The sequence below is a fragment of the Roseburia sp. AF15-21 genome (assembly GCF_003479505.1).
GTDB lineage: Bacteria > Bacillota > Clostridia > Lachnospirales > Lachnospiraceae > Roseburia_C > Roseburia_C amylophila.
In genome coordinates, this window is the sequence record NZ_QUHG01000010.1 from 103,127 (window position 1) to 122,953 (window position 19,827).

At 42.5% G+C, this 19,827-nt stretch carries 17 protein-coding genes, 1 pseudogene and 1 riboswitch; of the genes and pseudogenes, 15 read left to right on the top strand and 3 right to left on the bottom strand.

From position 1 onward, the window contains the following. Positions 1-13: 13 nt before the first annotated feature. From cobI to DWW33_RS12985, 6 genes and pseudogenes are all read left to right on the top strand, one after another. Positions 14-982, top strand: coding sequence for a precorrin-2 C(20)-methyltransferase (cobI, locus tag DWW33_RS12960; protein WP_158577493.1), 969 nt, complete (start codon positions 14-16; stop codon positions 980-982). An 83-nt stretch (positions 983-1,065) separates the two neighbouring features. Continuing rightward, positions 1,066-1,276: riboswitch (cobalamin riboswitch) on the top strand. A 163-nt stretch (positions 1,277-1,439) separates the two neighbouring features. Next, positions 1,440-2,642 (top strand): annotated as a pseudogene (locus DWW33_RS12965) (sirohydrochlorin cobaltochelatase); the annotation flags it as partial. Between the two features lie 464 nt (positions 2,643-3,106). After that, positions 3,107-3,355: a hypothetical protein gene (locus DWW33_RS12970; RefSeq protein ID WP_022244140.1), complete on the top strand. Its 249-nt coding sequence runs from the start codon at positions 3,107-3,109 to the stop codon at positions 3,353-3,355. Between the two features lies 1 nt (position 3,356). Then, on the top strand, positions 3,357-4,502 hold the full coding sequence (locus DWW33_RS12975) for an ABC transporter substrate-binding protein (protein ID WP_118639664.1): 1,146 nt from the start codon (positions 3,357-3,359) through the stop codon (positions 4,500-4,502). Positions 4,503-4,508: 6 nt separating this feature from the next. Then, on the top strand, positions 4,509-5,513 hold the full coding sequence (locus tag DWW33_RS12980) for a FecCD family ABC transporter permease (protein ID WP_117841939.1): 1,005 nt from the start codon (positions 4,509-4,511) through the stop codon (positions 5,511-5,513). 56 nt (positions 5,514-5,569) lie between these two features. Beyond that, on the top strand, positions 5,570-6,676 hold the full coding sequence (locus DWW33_RS12985; RefSeq protein WP_118639675.1) for an ABC transporter ATP-binding protein: 1,107 nt from the start codon (positions 5,570-5,572) through the stop codon (positions 6,674-6,676). Between the two features lie 69 nt (positions 6,677-6,745). On the opposite strand, the gene DWW33_RS12990 is transcribed toward DWW33_RS12985, so the two are convergent. Then, positions 6,746-8,455 carry a methyl-accepting chemotaxis protein gene (locus DWW33_RS12990; protein WP_118173616.1) on the bottom strand — a complete coding sequence of 570 codons (1,710 nt, stop codon included), beginning with the start codon at positions 8,453-8,455 and terminating at the stop codon, positions 6,746-6,748. 255 nt (positions 8,456-8,710) lie between these two features. On the opposite strand from DWW33_RS12990, the gene DWW33_RS12995 reads away from it, so the two are divergent. Both DWW33_RS12995 and DWW33_RS13000 read left to right on the top strand, forming a co-directional pair. Further along, positions 8,711-9,244 carry a histidine phosphatase family protein gene (locus DWW33_RS12995; RefSeq protein ID WP_118177384.1) on the top strand — a complete coding sequence of 178 codons (534 nt, stop codon included), beginning with the start codon at positions 8,711-8,713 and terminating at the stop codon, positions 9,242-9,244. Positions 9,245-9,267: 23 nt separating this feature from the next. Continuing rightward, entirely contained in the window at positions 9,268-9,555 is a 288-nt protein-coding gene (locus DWW33_RS13000; RefSeq protein ID WP_197420827.1) for a hypothetical protein, read from the top strand. A 1-nt stretch (position 9,556) separates the two neighbouring features. Here the strand turns inward: DWW33_RS13000 and DWW33_RS13005 are convergent, their stop codons facing one another. Further along, on the bottom strand, positions 9,557-11,050 hold the full coding sequence (locus DWW33_RS13005; RefSeq protein ID WP_118639665.1) for a hypothetical protein: 1,494 nt from the start codon (positions 11,048-11,050) through the stop codon (positions 9,557-9,559). Between the two features lie 222 nt (positions 11,051-11,272). Continuing rightward, the gene (locus DWW33_RS13010; protein ID WP_118639666.1) at positions 11,273-11,674 is read right to left on the bottom strand and encodes an AEC family transporter; all 402 of its coding nucleotides are present in this window, start codon (positions 11,672-11,674) and stop codon (positions 11,273-11,275) included. A 143-nt stretch (positions 11,675-11,817) separates the two neighbouring features. On the opposite strand from DWW33_RS13010, the gene thrH reads away from it, so the two are divergent. The 7 genes from thrH to DWW33_RS13045 all read left to right on the top strand — a co-directional run bounded on the left by thrH (position 11,818) and on the right by DWW33_RS13045 (position 19,699). Next, positions 11,818-12,417: a bifunctional phosphoserine phosphatase/homoserine phosphotransferase ThrH gene (gene thrH / locus DWW33_RS13015; RefSeq protein ID WP_117697433.1), complete on the top strand. Its 600-nt coding sequence runs from the start codon at positions 11,818-11,820 to the stop codon at positions 12,415-12,417. Between the two features lie 2 nt (positions 12,418-12,419). Further along, positions 12,420-13,475 (top strand): 16S rRNA (cytosine(1402)-N(4))-methyltransferase RsmH, encoded by a 1,056-nt coding sequence (gene rsmH / locus DWW33_RS13020; RefSeq protein ID WP_118639667.1) that lies wholly within the window; start codon positions 12,420-12,422, stop codon positions 13,473-13,475. 43 nt (positions 13,476-13,518) lie between these two features. Next, the gene (locus tag DWW33_RS13025) at positions 13,519-15,168 is read left to right on the top strand and encodes a Na+/H+ antiporter NhaC family protein (protein ID WP_118639676.1); all 1,650 of its coding nucleotides are present in this window, start codon (positions 13,519-13,521) and stop codon (positions 15,166-15,168) included. A 127-nt stretch (positions 15,169-15,295) separates the two neighbouring features. Further along, positions 15,296-16,192: a YARHG domain-containing protein gene (locus DWW33_RS13030; protein WP_118639677.1), complete on the top strand. Its 897-nt coding sequence runs from the start codon at positions 15,296-15,298 to the stop codon at positions 16,190-16,192. Between the two features lie 40 nt (positions 16,193-16,232). Continuing rightward, positions 16,233-17,729 (top strand): C69 family dipeptidase, encoded by a 1,497-nt coding sequence (locus DWW33_RS13035; protein ID WP_118639668.1) that lies wholly within the window; start codon positions 16,233-16,235, stop codon positions 17,727-17,729. 38 nt (positions 17,730-17,767) lie between these two features. Continuing rightward, positions 17,768-19,363, top strand: a complete 1,596-nt coding sequence (locus tag DWW33_RS13040; RefSeq protein ID WP_118665380.1) for a MutS-related protein — start codon at positions 17,768-17,770, stop codon at positions 19,361-19,363. 123 nt (positions 19,364-19,486) lie between these two features. Next, on the top strand, positions 19,487-19,699 hold the full coding sequence (locus tag DWW33_RS13045) for a FeoA family protein (RefSeq protein ID WP_022244126.1): 213 nt from the start codon (positions 19,487-19,489) through the stop codon (positions 19,697-19,699). Positions 19,700-19,827 lie beyond the last annotated feature (128 nt).

Consider the following 19,827-nt stretch of genomic DNA (forward strand, 5'->3'; position numbering starts at 1 on the left):
AAGAGGAAGACAGATGCAGAAAGAAAAAGCACAGAGCGGAATTTTATATGGAATCGGAGTAGGTCCGGGGGAGCCGGAGTTTTTGACCCATAAAGCGGTTCAGGTGATAGAATGCTGCGATACCATAGTAGTGCCGTCCGAACCGATAGAAGAGTGTAATGCTTTTCAGATTGTAGAAAAACTGGTGCCGGACATACGGAAGCATCAGCTTGTGGCATGGAATTTTCCCATGACCAGAGATGAGAAAAAGTTAGAAGAAGCCCATGATAAGATATGCGAAAATATAGAAGCATATCTTGCAAGGGGAGAAAAGGTTGCCTTTTTAACGCTGGGGGATCCGGCAATTTATTCCACCTATACTTATCTTTCACAGAAAATCGAAGAGCATGGTGGCCATACGGAAATGGTCAGCGGTGTACCGTCTTTTTGTGCAGTGGCAGCAAGACTTGGCATTTCGCTGGGAGAAAAGGAAGAGCAGATTCATATTATTCCCGGTTCCTATGAGATAGAAGAATCGAGACAATTTTCCGGCACCAGAATCTATATGAAGTCCGGAAGGAAGCTGAAGCAGTTAAAAGAAATGCTGCAAAAGGAAAGCACCATCCGTCCGTTAGAAGTGTATAGTGTTTCCGATTGTGGAAAAGAGGAAGAAAAAGTCTTTTCCGGTGTGGATAACATACCGGAAAACAGCGGGTATTTTACCATCGTGATTGTAAAGACCAAAGATGAGCCGGTGCATAACAGCAGCCGCTTTTTTGAGAATCGTGCATGCGCTTATTATCCCTGCCATAGGGACATTGAGCAGATTAACTGTATGTTCTGCTACTGCCCGATGTATGAAATGGAGCATTGTCCGGGAACACCGGAGTACAAAGAGACAAATGGCAGAAAACTTAAGATTTGTACCAACTGTACGTATCCCCATCAGGCAGAACATTATGATGCCATTATGAAGGTACTGACCCACCGGCTGAAAGGCTAGAGGACTTTTTAAGGGTGAAGTTTGTTGAGGCAGGGTGAACTATGGCTTGTGAAAAAATAAAAAGTGTGTTAGTATAGTAGCGATTTCATAGAAAGATAACCGGTGCCTGCAATGAAATTCATTCATATGCAGGGTAAAAGGGAAACAGGTGTAAATCCTGTACGAACTCGTCACTGTAAGAAGGGAGTAACGTAGTCAGGCTTTTAAAAGCGCCACTGATGCACAGACATTGGGAAGGTGATTACGGAGCGTTAATCTTTGAGTCAGGAAACCTGCCGTTTATCTGGTACGGGAAGAGATTCCGGGTCACGAGTAATTGGCTGTACTGTTTGATAACAAGGGAAATCCGTAAAGCGTATTTCCTGTAGTTAGTATGTCATTTACTTCGTTCATAGCAATATGGAACGGAGTTTTTTCATGTGTAAGTGAAACCAGAACATGAGAAAAGGAGAAAAAAATGAAAAAGAAAGCATTGACTGTAGTTCTTACACTTACTATGGCTGCAACCATGTTTGCAGGATGTGGTGATAAGAAAACAACAGGGACAACTGAAACAACAGAAGCTGTTTCGACAGAAGATGAAAAGGATGATCAGGCAAAAGCAGATGAGGTAGCAGCATTGATTGATGCAATTTATGTGCAGGAAAGAACTGATGAGACAGATGCACAGTGTAAGGCAGCAAAAGAAGCATGGGATGCACTGACAGATGCTCAGAAGGAACTGGTATCCGGAGAAAATGCAGACCCGGATTACTTTGGAAGAGATACCGGAGATGCATCAAAGGATGATCCTTTAAATCAGGATGATATTGGAGAGAATGAGCTTTTGGTAGTAAGCTTTGGTACATCCTTTAATGACAGCCGCGCAACGGATATCGGCGGCATTGAAAAAGCATTACAGGAAGCAAATCCTGACTGGTCTGTAAGAAGAGCATTTACAGCACAGATTATTATTAACCATATACAGGCCCGTGATGATGAAAAAATCGATAACATGGATCAGGCATTAGAGCGTGCGGTAGACAATGGCGTTAAGAATCTTGTGGTACAGCCGACCCACTTAATGCATGGTGCAGAATATGATGAACTGGCAGAAGCAATTGAGAAGTATCAGGATAAATTTGAAACAGTCCGTATCGCAGAACCTCTGTTAGGTGAAGTTGGAAGCGATGCAACTGTAATCAACGAAGACAAGGCTGCCGTTGCAGAAGCAATTACAGCAGAAGCAGTTAAACTTGCTGGATATGACAGCATGGATGCTGCAGCAGAAGACGGAACAGCATTTGTATTTATGGGACATGGTACTTCCCATACTGCAAATGTAACTTATGACCAGATGCAGACCCAGTTAGAAAAACTGAATTACAAGAATGCATTCGTTGGAACCGTAGAGGGTGAACCGGAAGATACCGCATGTGAAGCTGTTATTGAAAAAGTAAAAGAAGCAGGATACAAAAAAGTAATTCTTCGTCCGTTAATGGTTGTTGCCGGAGACCATGCAAACAACGATATGGCTGGAGATGATGAAGATTCCTGGAAGAGCCAGTTTGAAGCATCCAAAGCATTTGACAGTGTAGATACACAGATTGAAGGTCTTGGAAGAATCAAAGCAGTCCAGGATATTTATGTAGCACATACAAAGGCTGCTTTAGAGGCAGAACCACTTGCAACAGCAGGTGGTTCCAATTCCTCTGCAGCCTTAGAGGATGGAACTTATACCGTAGACTTCAACACAGACAGCACAATGTTTCACGTAAATGAAGCAAAAGAAGGCAAGGCAGAACTTACGGTAAAGGATGGAAAAATGACAGCACATATCACACTTCCATCTAAGAACATTGTAAATTTATTTGTTGGAACAGCAGCAGATGCACAGAAAGATGGTGCGAAGCTTCTTGAGCCTACTACAGATACGGTAGAATACAGTGATGGAACCAGCGAAGAAGTATACGGCTTTGATGTTCCGGTTCCTGCAGTGGATGAAGACTTTGATCTTGCATTAATTGGAACAAAGGGAAAATGGTACGACCACAAAGTATCTGTTTCTAATCCTGAAAAAAAAAATTAGCTGATGGCTCTTATGAGGCAGAAGTAACTTTAGGGGGCGGAACCGGAAGAGCAACGGTGGATTCACCGGCGAAGGTTGTGATAAAAGATGGAAAAATTACTGCAACCGTTGTGTGGAGCAGTCCAAACTATGATTACATGTTAGTAGATGGAACGAAGTATCTGAATGAGAACAAGGGCGGAAATTCCACCTTTACGATTCCGGTATCCGGCTTTGACTGTGACATTGCAGTAGTGGGTGATACTGTTGCAATGAGCACACCTCATGAAATTGAATATACATTGAATTTTAAACTGGTAAAATAAAATGCAGAAAAAACGAATTATGATAGTGAGCGTTATCTGTATACTTCTTCTGACTCTTTGTGCCTGTGGTACAAAGAAGCAGGAGAAAAAAGCAGATACCGTAGATTTTAGTTCTCTCAGCAAGACTGGGAGTATGGAATTAAATTATGCAACACAGTATAGTGTCGATGAATATGGCGGGTACAAAATGATTACGATCGTGGATGGCGGTCGTTTTTTGCTTATTCCGGAGGGCGTGGTGGTGCCGCAGAATATCCCGGAGGATGTTACGGTTTTACAGCAGCCGCTGGATAAAACATATCTGGTATCCACTTCTGTCATGGATTTGGTAAGACAGATTGATGCCATGTCAGATATCCGGCTCTCCGGAACGAAGGAAGATGGCTGGTATGTAGAAGAAGCCAGGGAAGCCATGGAGGAAGGAGACATTTTATATGCAGGAAAATACAATGCTCCGGACTATGAACTGATTCTGGATGAAGGCTGCAATCTGGCAATTGAAAATACAATGATTTATCATAACCCGGAAGTAAAAGAAAAGCTGGAAGAACTTGGAATACCTGTACTTGTGGAGCGTTCCAGTTATGAATCACACCCGCTGGGCAGACTGGAATGGATCCGTTTATATGGAGTATTATTTGATAAAGAGGAAGAAGCAGATTCTTTTTATGAAACAGAATTAGAAAAATTAGAGCCGATTATGAAGAAAGAAAGCTGCAATGTAACAGTAGCATTTTTCAGTGTGACAGCAAACGGAACAATCAGTGTACGGAAATCAAATGATTATGTAGCACAGATGATTGCTCTTTCCGGTGGAACCTATGTGCCGGAACAACTGGCGGGCGAAGAAGAAAATGCACTTTCCACAATGAACATACAGATGGAGGATTTCTATGCAGATGCAAAGAATGCCGATATCTTAATATATAACAGTACAATTGAAGGCGAAATCAGTACGCTGGAGGAATTGAAGCAGAAGAATGCACTGTTTGCAGATTTTCAGGCAGTACAGGATGGAAATGTCTATTGTACCACAAATAATTTCTTCCAGAAATCCACGGCAATCGGAGATTTTATGGAAGATCTGAATAAAATAATTCGGAATACAGATACAGAAGAAGCAGGATATTTAAAGAAACTGAGGTAAAAGAAAATGAAGCGGTATGCAGTCTCTTTTATAACAATTATTATATTGCTGGTGGGATTAATTCTTTGGAATATTGGTTCTGGAAGTATTTCGATTTCCTGGGATGAGCTTTGGAATATTTTACTGAAACAGACAGAAGAAGGCACCGCTTATCATATTATCTGGGATATCAGACTGCCACGGATTCTTGCTGCTGTCATGCTGGGGGGAGCATTGTCCATTTCCGGATTTTTACTGCAGACTTTTTTTGGAAATCCAATTGCAGGTCCGTATGTGCTTGGAATTTCTTCCGGTGCCAAACTTATGGTAGCACTGGCAATGATTTATCTTCTGGGAAGGGGCATTGCAATCAGTTCTTTTGGAATGGTAGCAGCAGCCTTTGCCGGCTCACTTCTGGCAATGGGATTTGTACTTTTAATTTCCATGAAGGTACATAGAATGTCTCTTCTGATTGTATGCGGAATTCTAATCGGATATATCTGCTCGGCAATTACAGACATCTGTGTTACTTTTGCAGATGATTCGAATATCGTAAATTTGCACAACTGGTCCCAGGGCAGCTTCTCCGGAATGAACTGGTCGAATATCCTGATGATATTTATCCTGACCTTGCTGTCCTTTCTTGCGGCAATGTTTCTTGCAAAGCCGATTGGTGCCTATCAGATGGGAGAGACTTATGCCAGAAATATGGGTGTTAATATAACGGTACTCCGGGTAAGCCTGATTCTGTTATCCAGCTTATTGTCGGCTTGTGTAACAGCTTTTGCAGGGCCGATTTCCTTTGTAGGAATTGCAGTGCCACATCTGATAAAATCTGCCACAGGAACAGCAAAACCACTGGTGCTGATACCGGGCTGCTTTCTGGGGGGAGCGGTAGTGACACTGTTTTGTGATGGAATCGCAAGAACACTCTTTGCACCGACAGAAGTAAGTATCAGTACCGTTACAGCGGTCTTTTTGGTTCCGGTGGTAATTGTAATGATGCTGCGCAGACAGGAGGAGCGGGGATGACAAAACAGATGGCAGGAAAAGCAGAGTACACAGAGAAAGAACGCATGGCAGGAAAAATGAAATCTTCTGAAAGAAAACAGGGGCTTGTAACAGACAAATTCACAGTTGGATATGGAAAAAAGGTCATTCTTTCGAATGTCAATCTGATGGCAGAGCCGGGAAGGGTATTGACATTGATTGGTCCCAATGGTTCCGGTAAATCTACGATTCTAAAGAGTATTGTAAAGCAGTTGAAATCCCTTGGTGGTGTAGTATACCTGAACGGGAAAGCAACCTCGGAAATGAAAGAGGCAGAAATTGCAAAGAGCCTTTCCATGGTAATGACAGAGCATATTCATCCGGAACTGATGTCCTGCTGGGATGTGGTTGCAACCGGGCGATATCCCTATACCGGAAGACTTGGAATCTTAGATAAGCAGGACTGGAAACTGGTGGATGAGGCAATTACCATGGTTCATGCGGAAGAGGTGGCAGAGCAGTCATTTACAAGAATCAGTGACGGACAGAGACAGCGTGTTATGTTGGCGAGAGCCATCTGCCAGGATACAGCAATCCTGGTATTGGATGAACCTACCTCTTATCTGGATATCCGCTATAAGCTTGATATTTTAAACAGCATCCGGAAACTGGCAAGGGAACGGAATATAGCAGTAATTATGTCACTGCATGAACTTGACTTGGTACAGAAAGTATCGGATATGGTAGCCTGTGTAGATGGGACCACCGTCAGCCATATTGGACCACCGGAGGAAATTTTTCAGGGTTCGCTGGTACAGAAGCTTTATGGAATTGAGGAAAAGAACTTTGATTCCATGCTTGGAATCATGCAGATGCCGGGAAATAAAGCTGCCCCGAACGTATTCGTAATCGGAGGCGGTGGTGCTGCAATACCAACTTATTACAGACTGCAGAGAGAACATATTCCATTTGCAGCAGGAATCTTATTTGAAAATGACGTAGAATATCCTGTTGCAACGGCACTGGCATCAAAAGTCATTACTGCAAAAGCTTTTTATCCGATGGAAGAAGCACAACTGGAAGAAGCTAAGAAAATACTTGCAGGCTGTGAAACCTGTATTTGCACCTGCGAGAATTTCGGACCTTATAATATGTTAAATAAAGAACTGCGAAGCCTGGCAGAAGAACAGGGAAAATTGAAATAAAGAAATTGGAATAAAAGAAAAGCCCATGGAATCAAAGTTGTTTTGTGATTTCATGGGCTTTGGTATATTTTACTGTTCAGTGTCTTCTGGTAAGATGAATTTTCCAACAAGTTCATCTAAGGAAGTTGCCTGCGCAGATAACTCCTGGCTGGTAGCAGAGGTCTCTTCTGCGGATGCGGAGTTGGACTGAACTACCTCAGAAATCTGGTTTACACCCTGTTCTGCCTGATCCATGGCATTTGCCTGAGTCTTAGCAACATCACTGATGTGCTTGGAAGATTCTGCAATCTGCTGGATACCATTTACAACGTTTCCGATAGATTCAGCAGCATGGTCTGCAGCAGCATTACCTTCAGCAATCTCCTGAAGGGCACCTTCGATTAAGTCTCTGGTATCTACAGCAGATTTGGTTGTCTGCTCTGCAAGCTGACGAATCTGGTCAGCAACAACGGCGAATCCACGTCCTGCTTCGCCGGCTCTTGCAGCCTCGATAGAAGCATTCAGAGAAAGTAAGTTGGTCTGGGAAGCAATATCTTCGATTTCAGAAATAATATTTCCAATCTTCTTAGAAGTTTCATCAATACGTGCCATAGCATCAACCATGGCTTTCATTTCAGCACTGCTGTCTTCTGCTTCAGCAGCATACTGCTTTGCCTGATCATAAGCAATCTGAGCCTGATCAGCGGACTGTTCAATATTACTTGTAATATCAGTGATTGTTGCCTGAAGCTGTTGTACGGCACCGGCCTGCTCAGTAGCACCTTCTGCCATACTCTGGGAAGATTCTGCAAGGTTCATGGAACCGGCAGAAACCTGGGAAGAAGCTTCTCCAATCATCTGGATAGTATGTACCATTGCATCACGCATGCCACGCATTGCGGTCAGTAACTGTTCGAAGTCACCGACATATTTGTCGGAATGCTCGGACTGAATGGTGTAATCACCATTTGCCATGCCCTCCATCAGAACACCTACATCAGTGATGACTGCGTTCAGTGTTTCAGCCATTTCAGTAGAAGTGGCTGCAATACTTGCAACTTCATCGTTGGATTTCACTTCCGGGAAAGGGTCATGTAAATTACCCTGTGCAAAAGTGCTAAGACGATTCTCCAGTGCGACTAAAGGTTTTGAAATTCCCTTTGCAATGGAAGCTCCCATCTTGGAAGAAACAAGGATGGATACAATAATAATTACAGCAATGATAATGATAAAAATAAGGGAAACAACAGAAAGTGTATCTGCTAAATGATCTCCTTCTGTTACTTTGGTATTCATCAAGTCCCTCATTCCGGAATAGATTTCGTCATATAATGGGGCTACTTCATCAATCATTATATTCTGGGCTTTTGCACTCTGACCCGGGTCGGTTGTTTTGCCGGTATCAATTGCTTTCTGCTCAGTAGTCCAGTAATCTTCCAGCTTGGCATCAATGGAATCATAGATTTCCTGCTCTTTGCTGGTGGTAGTAACTTCATCTACAATTTCCCAATACTGTTCAAAAGTGGCCTTTCTTTCGTCATGGGTATCGGACATCTGACTAATCAGACTGTCATCATCATATCCGACAATAGCACGGGTGGCAGATCTGGTATCGGTAAAGGCAACCATTGCTTTGCCGATGTCACCCTGTGAAAAACCATAATTGTTCAGGGCACTCTTATACAGAGTCATGGTTACAATCAGCATAACCACACCAAGGGTGGCTGCGATGGAGCAGGTGGTCACGATAATACGGAATGCCTTCCCCAGACGGTTTCTAATTTTAAGATTCTCAAACATAACGTTCCTCCTTTGTTATATACAATGGCACTATGGCACCAATTGCGTTATGCAACAGTAAAAGTAAAAGCGAAAATCTAAATATTTATCATAATTTTACTACTTTATGGGAAATATGTCAAAATTATTCAGACAATAAGTGACTTGGAAACTGATTATTCCTCAAATTTGTTTAAACATATGAAAATTGACATTTTTCCGGTGAACCGCTAAAATGACGAAGAACATAAATAAGGCATTAAGGGAGATAACAGTATGGGATATGTATATTTTGTCCGGCACGGACAGACCATATGGAATGTAGAAAATAAGATATGTGGTGCAACAGATATTGCACTGACTGAGCTTGGACATAAGCAGGCAATTGAGACCGGAAAGAAAATATTAGAAGAAGGCATAAAGGCGGATGAAATATTATATTCCCCATTAATCCGGGCAAAAGATACTGCATTGCATATTTCAGAAATTACCGGAATTCCGGCAAGGGAAGAGCTTCGTTTAAAGGAGCAGAACTTTGGCAGATTTGAATCCACACCGCGGGATGGAGCAGAATTTAAGATTGCAAAGGGACAGTTTATCACCCGCTATGACGGCGGAGAATCTATGCTGCATCTGGCACAGAGGATTTACAATCTTCTGGATGAAGTAACAGCTTCCGATAAGACTTATATTCTGGTGGCACACAATGGCATATCAAGAGTTGTGCAGTCCTATTTTTATGAAATGACCAATGAAGAATATGCTGCATTTGGCGTGAAGAATTGTGCCATATTAAAATATGAATTCTAAGAGACGAAGGGCAGGAATGGAAAATGAAACCGAAGTCGGAAAAAAGTATAGAGCTTTATCATATCATGACAGAGCGGGGGTATCCGGAAGAATTCTGTGATGTCATTACCCGGAATCTGAATACGGATTTTACAGCACAGAGGATGTTATGGTATTTATCACACTATGAATATCTGCCGGAGGGTGAAATTGTAGATGAAATGCTTGCCATTTTAAGTGACCGGAATGCGATTATGCAGAAAAAAGAATTAGAAAAAACCAATGCTGCATGGAATGAATTCCTGCAGCATGGTTTTGAAGAAAAAGAATAGTTCATCGGATTAATTTCATATCTTCGATAATAAAAGTCTTATCTTCCATATGATATTCGCTGTGACAGAATGGACAATACCGCTGTCGTACTGCATCAAAGCTGGCACCGCAGCTATTACAGATAACGGAACTGATGGAGAATCCAGGTGGTTCCGGAGTGGAAATATTTCGCAAAAGAGTGACATCAATACAGTCACCGGTTTTGGAAATATTTCCATTTTTTTCGCTGTAATTTATCCACCAGGTTCGTAAGGTCATATGCAGCTGATGGTTTTCCACGGACAGATTTCTCAGTGTCATGCCACTGGTATAAGTCATTTCAATGATATCTTTGAAACGCTCGTCTAATGTACCACCACGATAGGAAGAAAGCGTGGATGGGTCATTGGAAAATACCGCCATGCGTACAAGAGAAATCATCTGGCCTTCAAACTTTTCATAAGAGAAATTCGGATCATAACGAAGCATCGTATCCTTTAACTTCCGTTTCGTACGCAGAAAGCCAAAAGCCGAAATATGTTTCATGCCATCCCGGTTGCCAAGCCCCATAAGAAGCAGCAAATCTCCTAACAGCAAGCCTAAGAATCCGCCACCAATCAGTGCGGCAAGATAAGCAGAGAACAGTGCCAGAGGAAGAATTTCCTGTTTTCCAATGAGAAAGAATGGGAAGAATCCAGCAAAAAATGCCAGCATGGTAAGTAAAATGGTATTGTGAAATACCTGCATATTCCGGTTGGAGGATGGATTTATTACAAAGGATAAATTCATGACACGGGGAAATAAATCCGTTATGCGAAATTTTGTACCGCAGTAAGGACAGCCTTCCGTCAGATTGGAAACCAGATTAACGGCACCACAGCTTGGACAGGTTGCGGTAATAAAGGGAAGCTGCTGTTCGTTAAGGCTGTGTACAATTGTTTCATACATAACCTGCTCGGTATCACGGGAATAGAGTTCGCCGGAAGCATTGGAAAAAGAGAACTTATGGCGGATTTCTTCATAAGTTGTATCCGAGGTATACCAGGCACTCTTGTGGGTGAGACAGGCAGTACCAAAAGTATTTCCCTTTCCCGGAATGACACGGTTTTCCATATGAAGTCCCTTTTCCTTAAGACGTTCCTGCTGTAATTTCAGAAAATATGTAATATCACCATCACAGCTTACCGGAGGAGTTTCATCTTCGTTCCACTGGTTATATTCTTTGGCAAACCGGTCATACATGCCTCTGCCTTTGTCCCAGGCAGGTTCGTAGTCCCGGAAAGCTTTGGCGTCTTTATAGAATTTCAATAAACAAAAACAGCCGAAGATACCAAGGATAATACCGGCAGCCAGCAGCAGATAACGAGGCATCAGATCAAGCTCTGTAACGGTAATGCAGGAAATAAGAATGGTTCCAAGGGCAATGAAGAAGATGCCCTGTGCCAGGTATTTCCGGTCCGGTTCTGCTACTTCAAAGGTACGTTTTTTACTGGATAGGTTGGATAAGATACTCATGGAGACTCCTTTCTGAAGGGTTTCTTAAAGTTAAAATAAGCATTTGATAAGTCACTATTAAGTTAGTACGCAGTGCATCTTGAAAATCGAAGATTTTCAAGATGTACGTGCTTCGCACTATCATCCCATAAAATGATAACCGGTGTTTTGCAAGCAAAACCGGTTATTATTTTATGGGATGGCACTGCTCATTATAGCATATTTCAGAAAGAAGACCAATCATCAGCCAATGTGGATGCCGAGAAGTTCTAAGAGGAAGAAGACCAGCGGAATCGTAAAGACGGAGCAAAGTGTCATGACAAAGCAGGTCTTAGAAGCAAATTCCGCATCGGAATGGTAGTTTTCTGCCATCATCGGAATGGCGGACATGGCTGGCATACATGCCATCAGGGTAAGAATGGTTGTTTCGGTCGGAGTAAGGAAATGTGATACCACGGCTGCAACACCAACCGGAATCAGAATCATTTTGACAATTACCAGAAAGAAATAATCATAAATAAAGTCGAGATTCTTTAAGGAAATATAAGAAAGAGTTGCACCCAGGAAAATCTGCGCAAGACTGAAGCTTACATTTCCAACAGAGGTAATTGTATGGTGTACCGATACCTCTGGTAAGATTAACATAGCTTGTCACATATTGGCTATGAGAAAAGCTTTAGCTTTCTGAAAAATGAGGTTCTTTCTTGTACTTTTATTCATAATAAGGTATACTTTAGGGAAGTAATTTGTTGAATTAAATATGTTTGTATGGAGGATTAATTATGGACATGAACATTGTATGCCTTGATCTGGAAGGAGTATTGGTACCGGAGATCTGGATTGCATTTGCAGAAGCAAGCGGAATCCCTGAATTAAAGAGAACTACAAGAGACGAACCGGATTACGATAAATTGATGAAATGGAGACTTGGCATCTTAAAAGAACATGGACTTGGATTAAAAGAGATTCAGGAAACCATCGCAAAAATCGACCCGATGCCGGGAGCAAAAGAGTTCTTAGATGAACTTCGTTCCATGACACAGGTTATCATCATCAGTGATACCTTTACCCAGTTTGCAGGACCTCTGATGAAGAAATTAGGCTGGCCTACCATTTTCTGCAATTCTCTGGAGGTGGCAGAGGACGGTGAGATTACCGGATTTAAGATGAGAATTGAAAATTCCAAGCTGACTACAGTAAAAGCATTACAGTCCATTGGTTATGAGACGATTGCCAGCGGAGACAGCCACAATGACCTTGGCATGATTGAGGCGAGTAAAGCAGGATTCTTATTCCGCAGCACCGAGCAGATTAAGAAAGACCATCCGGAACTGCCTGCATTTGAGACTTATGATGAGTTAATGGAAGCAATCAAGAAGGCTCTTTAATTATGGCAGAGGAAAACCAGACAACCTACAAACGCAGGGTGCGTTACAGTGGAAAATATCCGAAGAAATTTGAAGAAAAATATAAAGAACTTCAGCCGGAAAAATATAAAGATACGATTGAGCATGTAATAAAAAAAGGAAACACACCTGCCGGAATGCATATTTCCATAATGGTAAATGAAATTCTGGATTTCTTAAAAATCCAGCCGGGAGAAACAGGCTTTGATGCGACCTTGGGATATGGCGGTCATACGAAAGCCATGCTGCAGTGCTTAAAAGGGCAGGGACACATCTATGCAACGGATGTAGACCCGGAGGAATCAGCCAGGACAAGAAAGCGGTTAGAAGAGGCCGGTTTTGGAGAAGATATTCTGACAATACGATTACAGAATTTCTGTACGATAGATGAAATTGCAAAAGAAGCCGGCGGATTTGATTTTATTCTTGCGGATCTGGGTGTATCTTCCATGCAGATTGATAATCCGAAGCGTGGATTTTCTTTTAAAGTGGATGGACCACTGGATTTACGGCTGAACCAGGAAGCCGGAATCAGTGCAGCAGAACGCCTGGCTGCCATTACAAAGGATGAACTGGCGGGAATGCTTTATGAGAATTCGGATGAGCCATACTGTGAAGAACTGGCAAAAGCGATTACCGATGAGATTCGAAAAGGCAACCGGATTGATACAACCACAAAGTTACGGAATATCATTGAAAAGACGCTCGATTTTCTGCCGGAAAAAGAGAAGAAGGATACGATAAAAAAGACCTGCCAGCGAACCTTCCAGGCACTTCGTATTGATGTGAACCGTGAATTTGAAGTGCTGTATGAATTCATGGAGAAACTGCCGGATGCATTGAAACCGGGCGGAAGAGCTGCAATTTTAACTTTCCATTCCGGCGAAGACAAGTTAGTAAAGAAAGCATTAAAAGAAGGCTATCGGGCAGGCATTTATGCCGATTATGCCAAAGATGTAATCCGCCCATCTGCACAGGAGTGTGCGCAGAACGGACGGGCACGTTCTACTAAGATGCGCTGGGCAATTAAGGCAGAGTAGGTTATTTTGAAAATACAATGAGATGGAGACGAAAACAGTGAAAATGAAAAGAAAACAGATTGGTATGCTGGTATTTATTGCGATTATCGTGATACTTATGGTCGTAACAAGCCAGACACCTGGAACAATTGCTGATGCTGACAGCTATCAGTGTAAAGCTTATGCGACAATTTTATCATTGCTTCCGCCGGTTATTGCAATCGGACTGGCACTGATTACCAAGGAAGTATATACCTCACTTCTGGCAGGAATTATTGCAGGAGGTTTGCTGTATTCCAACTTCAACCTTGAGTTGATGATAAATACCATTTTCTTCCAAGAAGAGGGCGGTATGGTATACAAGCTTGCGAATGCATGGAATGTGGGAATTTTAGTATTCCTTGTCATGCTTGGCATTTTGGTATCCCTTCTTAACCGTGCAGGTGGTTCTGCCGCATTTGGAAAGTGGGCATCCCGGCATATTAAAACCAGAATCGGAGCGCAGATTTCCGTTATGATTCTTGGTGTATTGATTTTCGTGGATGATTATTTTAACTGTCTGACCGTAGGAAGTGTAATGCGTCCGGTTACAGACCGGCACAAGGTATCCCGTGCAAAATTATCTTATATTATTGATGCAACGGCAGCACCGGTATGTATCATCGCACCAATCAGCTCCTGGGCAGCAGCAGTTACTTCTTCTGTTCCGGCAGATTCCGGAATCAATGGATTTGCGGTATTTATCCAGACAATTCCATATAACTTATATGCATTGCTGACATTGGTAATGTTAATTGGAATTACTCTTTTGCGCGTGGATTTCGGACCGATGAAAACCCATGAAATGAATGCAATCAAAGGTGATTTGTTTACCACACCGGGAAGACCGTATGAAGATAATGAAGAGGAAGTTGTAAAAGAAAACTCTCACGTACTGGATTTGATTCTTCCGGTAGCTGTGTTGATTGTAAGCTGTATCGTAGCCATGATTTATACCGGTGGCTTCTTCAGTGGAACTTCCTTTGTAGAGGCATTCTCTGGCTGTGATGCTTCCGTCGGACTGGTTCTTGGCGGCGCAGTAACACTTGTATTTACTTTTATCTATTACATGTTGCGTGATGTTTTATCCTTTAAGGAATTTACCGAATGTATTCCGGAAGGATTTAAGGCGATGATTGCTCCGATTCTGATTCTGACTATGGCATGGACCTTATCCGGAATGACCAATCTCTTAGGAGCAAAAGTATTCGTGGCTGATCTGGTAGCAAATTCAGCAAATGCAATGCAGGGCTTCCTGCCAATGATTATTTTCCTGGTAGCAGCGTTCTTAGCATTTGCAACCGGAACCTCCTGGGGAACCTTCAGTATTCTGATTCCGATTGTCCTTGGTGTATTCCCAAGCGGACAGATGATGGTAATCTCCATTGCGTCCTGTCTGGCAGGAGCAGTTTGTGGAGACCATTGCTCACCGATTTCAGATACCACAATTATGGCATCTGCCGGTGGTCACTGTGAGCATGTTAACCATGTAGCAACCCAGCTTCCGTATGCATTGACAGTTGCAGCAGTCTGCTTACTGGGCTATTTCCTGATTGGTATCCTGCAGGCAGTCGGACTGGCAGGAATTTCATGGCTGGCACTTCCGGTTTGTATCGTGGTATTAATTGGCGTATTATTCGTAATTCGTTCCAGAACAGGACGGGAAGAAATTTAAAAGATAAAAAAGATAATGCGGGATACGGAATTGGTGTCCCGCATTTTTGTACAATAGAATCTATAATAAAAATAATTTGAAAATTTGAAACAAAAGAAACATAAAATAACAGAAAAGAGGAAAGAAAATGTTTTGTACAAAATGTGGAAATGCATTACCGGTAAATGCAAAATTCTGTACCAAATGCGGAACGAAAGTAGAAGCTTTTCAGCCGGGAGCAATCCAGCCAAATCCGACACCGCAGAAAGCACCGGTAAATCAACCGACTCCGGTACCGCAGAGAAACTCAGTACCGCAACAGGCACCGATACAGCAGCAGACCCCGGTAAGACAGGCAAGCCCGGCACCACATCCACAACAAAAAAAGAATGAGAATGAGAAAGTAACAAAAACAAAGAACAGTGAAAAAATATCAAATAAAAATAAGAATGAAACTGAGAAGAAATCCGGCTCCGGTGCCATGGTATATTTATTAATCGGTGCAGCAGTTCTTATTATTATTCTGATTGCAATTATAGTATTGTTATTTATCAAGGGCAATCAGCCGGCAAAGCAGGATGATATTACCGATAAGCCGGTGGTTACAACGGAGCAGACCACAGAGACGGAAATGTCTACAGAGCAGACAGATAGGAAAGGTGTAAGCGGACAGCAGGAAGCATCTGAGAAAACTTCCGAAGTAATAAATAAAGAAGATACAACCGGAAATGAGGACATGGGAACAGACGGAGCAGTTGGAGAAGAGGAAGCAGAATATATTCTTCCGGAGAGTGCCAGCCGATTATTAACGGAAGCTGATTTGGAGAATCTGACCCAGGAGGACCTTCGGATTGCCAGAAATGAAATCTATGCAAGACATGGAAGAAAATTCTTAGATGAAGGACTGCAGGAATATTTCAATGGAAAATCCTGGTACAACGGAACCATTGAACCGGACGATTTCAAAGAAGATATGTTATCGGAAATAGAGAGAACCAATGAGGATACCATCGTGAACTATGAGACGAAGATGGGCTATCGTTAGAAATAACATTCAATGAAACAGGAAAAGGGGTAGAACAGATATGCCATGTACAACTATTTTAGTAGGGAAAAAAGCTTCTTATAATGGAGCAACCATAATTGCACGAAATGATGATTCCGGTGCCGGACATTTTACACCTAAGAAATATGTGGTAATTCATCCGGAAGAACAGCCGACAATCTATCAGTCTGTATTATCTCATGTGAAAATAGAATTGCCGGAGCATCCGATGCGTTACACGGCAATGCCGAATGCAGTAGATGGAGAGGGAATCTGGGCTGCCTGTGGAGTCAATGAGGCAAAGGTTGCCATGACTGCAACAGAGACCATAACTTCCAATCCCCGCGTCTTAGGAGCAGATCCTCTGGTGACCTACCATCCGGCAGAAAATGGCAGGGAAGAGATTATCGGCGGCATTGGAGAAGAGGATATTGTATACATCGTGCTTCCGTACATTCACAGTGCAAGAGAGGGTGTCATTCGCCTGGGCAGTTTGTTGGAGCAGTATGGAACCTATGAGATGAATGGAATTGCATTTCAGGATAAGGATGAAATCTGGTGGCTTGAGACCATTGGCGGACATCACTGGATGGCAGGAAGAGTGCCGGATGATGTCTATGTGGTAATGCCAAACCAGCTGGGACTTGATACCTTTGATTTAGAGGATGCCCTTACCACGCAGAAGGACTATATGTGCTCAAAGGATTTGCGGGAATTTATTGAAGAAAATCATCTGAATCTTTCTTTGGATGGCAGCTTAAATCCAAGAGATGCATTTGGTTCCCATGATGATTCCGATCATGTATACAATACACCAAGAGCCTGGTTTATGGAGCGTTATCTCAACCCACATACCTATAAATGGGATGGGGAGCAGGCAGATTATACGCCGGCATCCGATGATATTCCATGGTGCTTGAAACCGGAGAAAAAGATAACTATAGAAGATGTAAAATATGTATTGTCCGCACATTTTCAGGGAACACCGTATGATCCGTATGGCTCTTATGGAGATAAATCCATGAAGGGCGCATTCCGTTCTGTCGGAGTCAACCGGAATGATTTTCTTTCTGTGATTGAAATGCGGCCGGAGCAGGCGGACATTACCAAAAATACCGGAAGCATCATACAGTGGGTAGCATTTGCATCCAATGTATTTAATGTGCTGGTTCCGTTTTACGGGGAAGTGGAGACAACGCCGGAATATTTATCCAATACCACCGGAGAAGTTTCTACAGATAATTTCTACTGGGCAAGCCGTATGATTGCAGCTATGGCAGATGCCTCTTATCACAGATCCCTTTTTCACATCGAACGCTACCAGATGCATGTGATGGCAAAAGGACGGGAACTGCTGCATACCTATGATGCACTTCTGGCAGAAGAAACGGACGCAGCAAACAGACAGAAACTGATGCAGCAGGCAAATAATGCGATAGCAGAAATGCTTAAGAAAGAGACACAGGATACTTTGGATAAAGTGCTGTTTGAATTAAGCAGCCAGATGAAAAATGCATATTCACGTTCGGATGCATGACAGAGAAGGGCACAATAGAGAAAAGGAGCGTAAGTGGAATGCAGACAGATTTTCATTTATTATATCCACCGGATTATGACCGGAACAAAGCCGTTCCCATGAAGGATTATAAATTTATCCACGCATTAAAAATTGATGCTATGGTAATACTGATTAAGGAAAGTTACCGGGGAGTGGCAGACCTTTCACTGGAAAATTTCTTCTCTACAGATGAGCGGGTATTAGAGTATCGTCTGGGCGTAGTAGAAGATCTGGTGGAAAATCCATCACTTTACGAGGCATTTTGCAAGGCGGTATCCATTATTTATAATATCAATGATATGCGAAGAGTATTAAACAGTGATTTTACGACGGATTCAGCCCTGCGTTCGGTGCGATATCTTGAAATGTATCAGGAAATTGTAAATCTGTTTGCGGATGCATTGGAAAAAGCAGAGATTCATTCGGAAGGTATGCAGAATTTCAAAAAAGAAATTCACTCAATCGTAGCAAGCAGCGAGTACCAGAGCCTGAATGAGGAACTTCCGAAAATGGAACTGAACTTCGGGCATATCAAAAGCGTAACCGTAGGTATTAATCTTGATGGCAATTTAAGACCGAAAGAAGCCGGACTGATTTCTGTCAATGAGGAGCAGTTCCATCCAGGAACTATCATGGACCGGCTTTTGAAAAAAGGGAAAAAAGATAAATGGCATCTGATGTCGGCACTCTATCCACTGAGCCGGGTGCTGCACAATGATGAACAGGATGCTATAGACTATTCCATGAATGCAGCTTTGCAGACTATTTTTGCAAAGTCGCTGAGGGAGTTTGAACCGCTGGTGCAGAATTATTATCACATTAATACAAATATGTTTATTGCTTTATTGGATGATATCCGTTTTCTGACTGCCGGAGTAAAATTTATCCGTTCCATGAAAGAAAAGGGATTTGCCATGTGCAGACCGAAGATTGCATCCATGCAGGAGAAACGCTGTGAGTTAAAGCATGTATACAATCCCATGCTGGCAGTGAATTCCGTAGAGGAAACAATTGTGTCTAATTCCTTTGAGCTGGATGAAAAAGGAAGATTCTATCTGATAACCGGCCCAAATCACGGAGGGAAATCTATTTTTGCCTATTCCATCGGAATGGCGCAGGCGTTATTCCAACTGGGGCTGTTTGTTCCGGCAGAAGAGGCGGTAATGAGTCCGGTGTCTGGAATATTTACACATTTTCCATCCTCTGATGAGAATAATTATGGAATGGGCAGACTGGAAAGTGAGTGTGTAAGACTGAGTGAAATCATGAAACAACTGTCAGATACGGATATGCTGTTGATGGATGAATCTTTTTCCAGTACCAGTGGACTTGAGGCAGGCTACATAGCATCAGAGGTGCTGACCGGAATCGGAATTATCGGCTGCTGTGGCCTTTATGTGACCCATATTCATGATTTGACACAACAGCTGGATACCTATAATGAGCATCCGGAGAATAAAGGCAAAATCGATAATCTGGTGGCAATGATGGAAAGTAAAGAAGAGGGTACCCGGAGTTACCGGGTCATCCGGACGACACCGGATGGCTTAAGTTATGCAAGAGATATTGCCAAACGTTATGGTCTGGATTTGGAAGATATTTTAAAAAGATAAAAGAGAAAATCCGTATCTTACTCCTGTTATATACGTATACTATTTGTTGGAAGATTGCAACTAAGATAGCAATTGACTAACAGGGAAGGTGAAAACTACAATAGGAGAAAAGGAGGAATTTCTATGCAGGCATTGTCAAAAGCAACACCAGGTGAAACCTATACCATTCAGTGGATGTTTGGTCAGCCGGAAGTGCTTGATTTCTTGCATAGCCACTCTGTAGATGAGGGGGAACGCATACAGCTCATCCAGAAAATGCGTGACTGTGTAATTATTGGGGCAAAAGACAGCAGATTTGCAATGGGAAATGAAATTGCAGACCGAATACAGGTGTAGGAAAATCGTATAAACGCGGGAAAATATTTTGTGGGTTATCCGCGTAAAAAAAGGGAAGCAGTTCCGTGGTGATGTGACCCCAAAAAGTTAGACTTTTAAGCGTAGCAGTTTTATTGGCTGCTACGCTG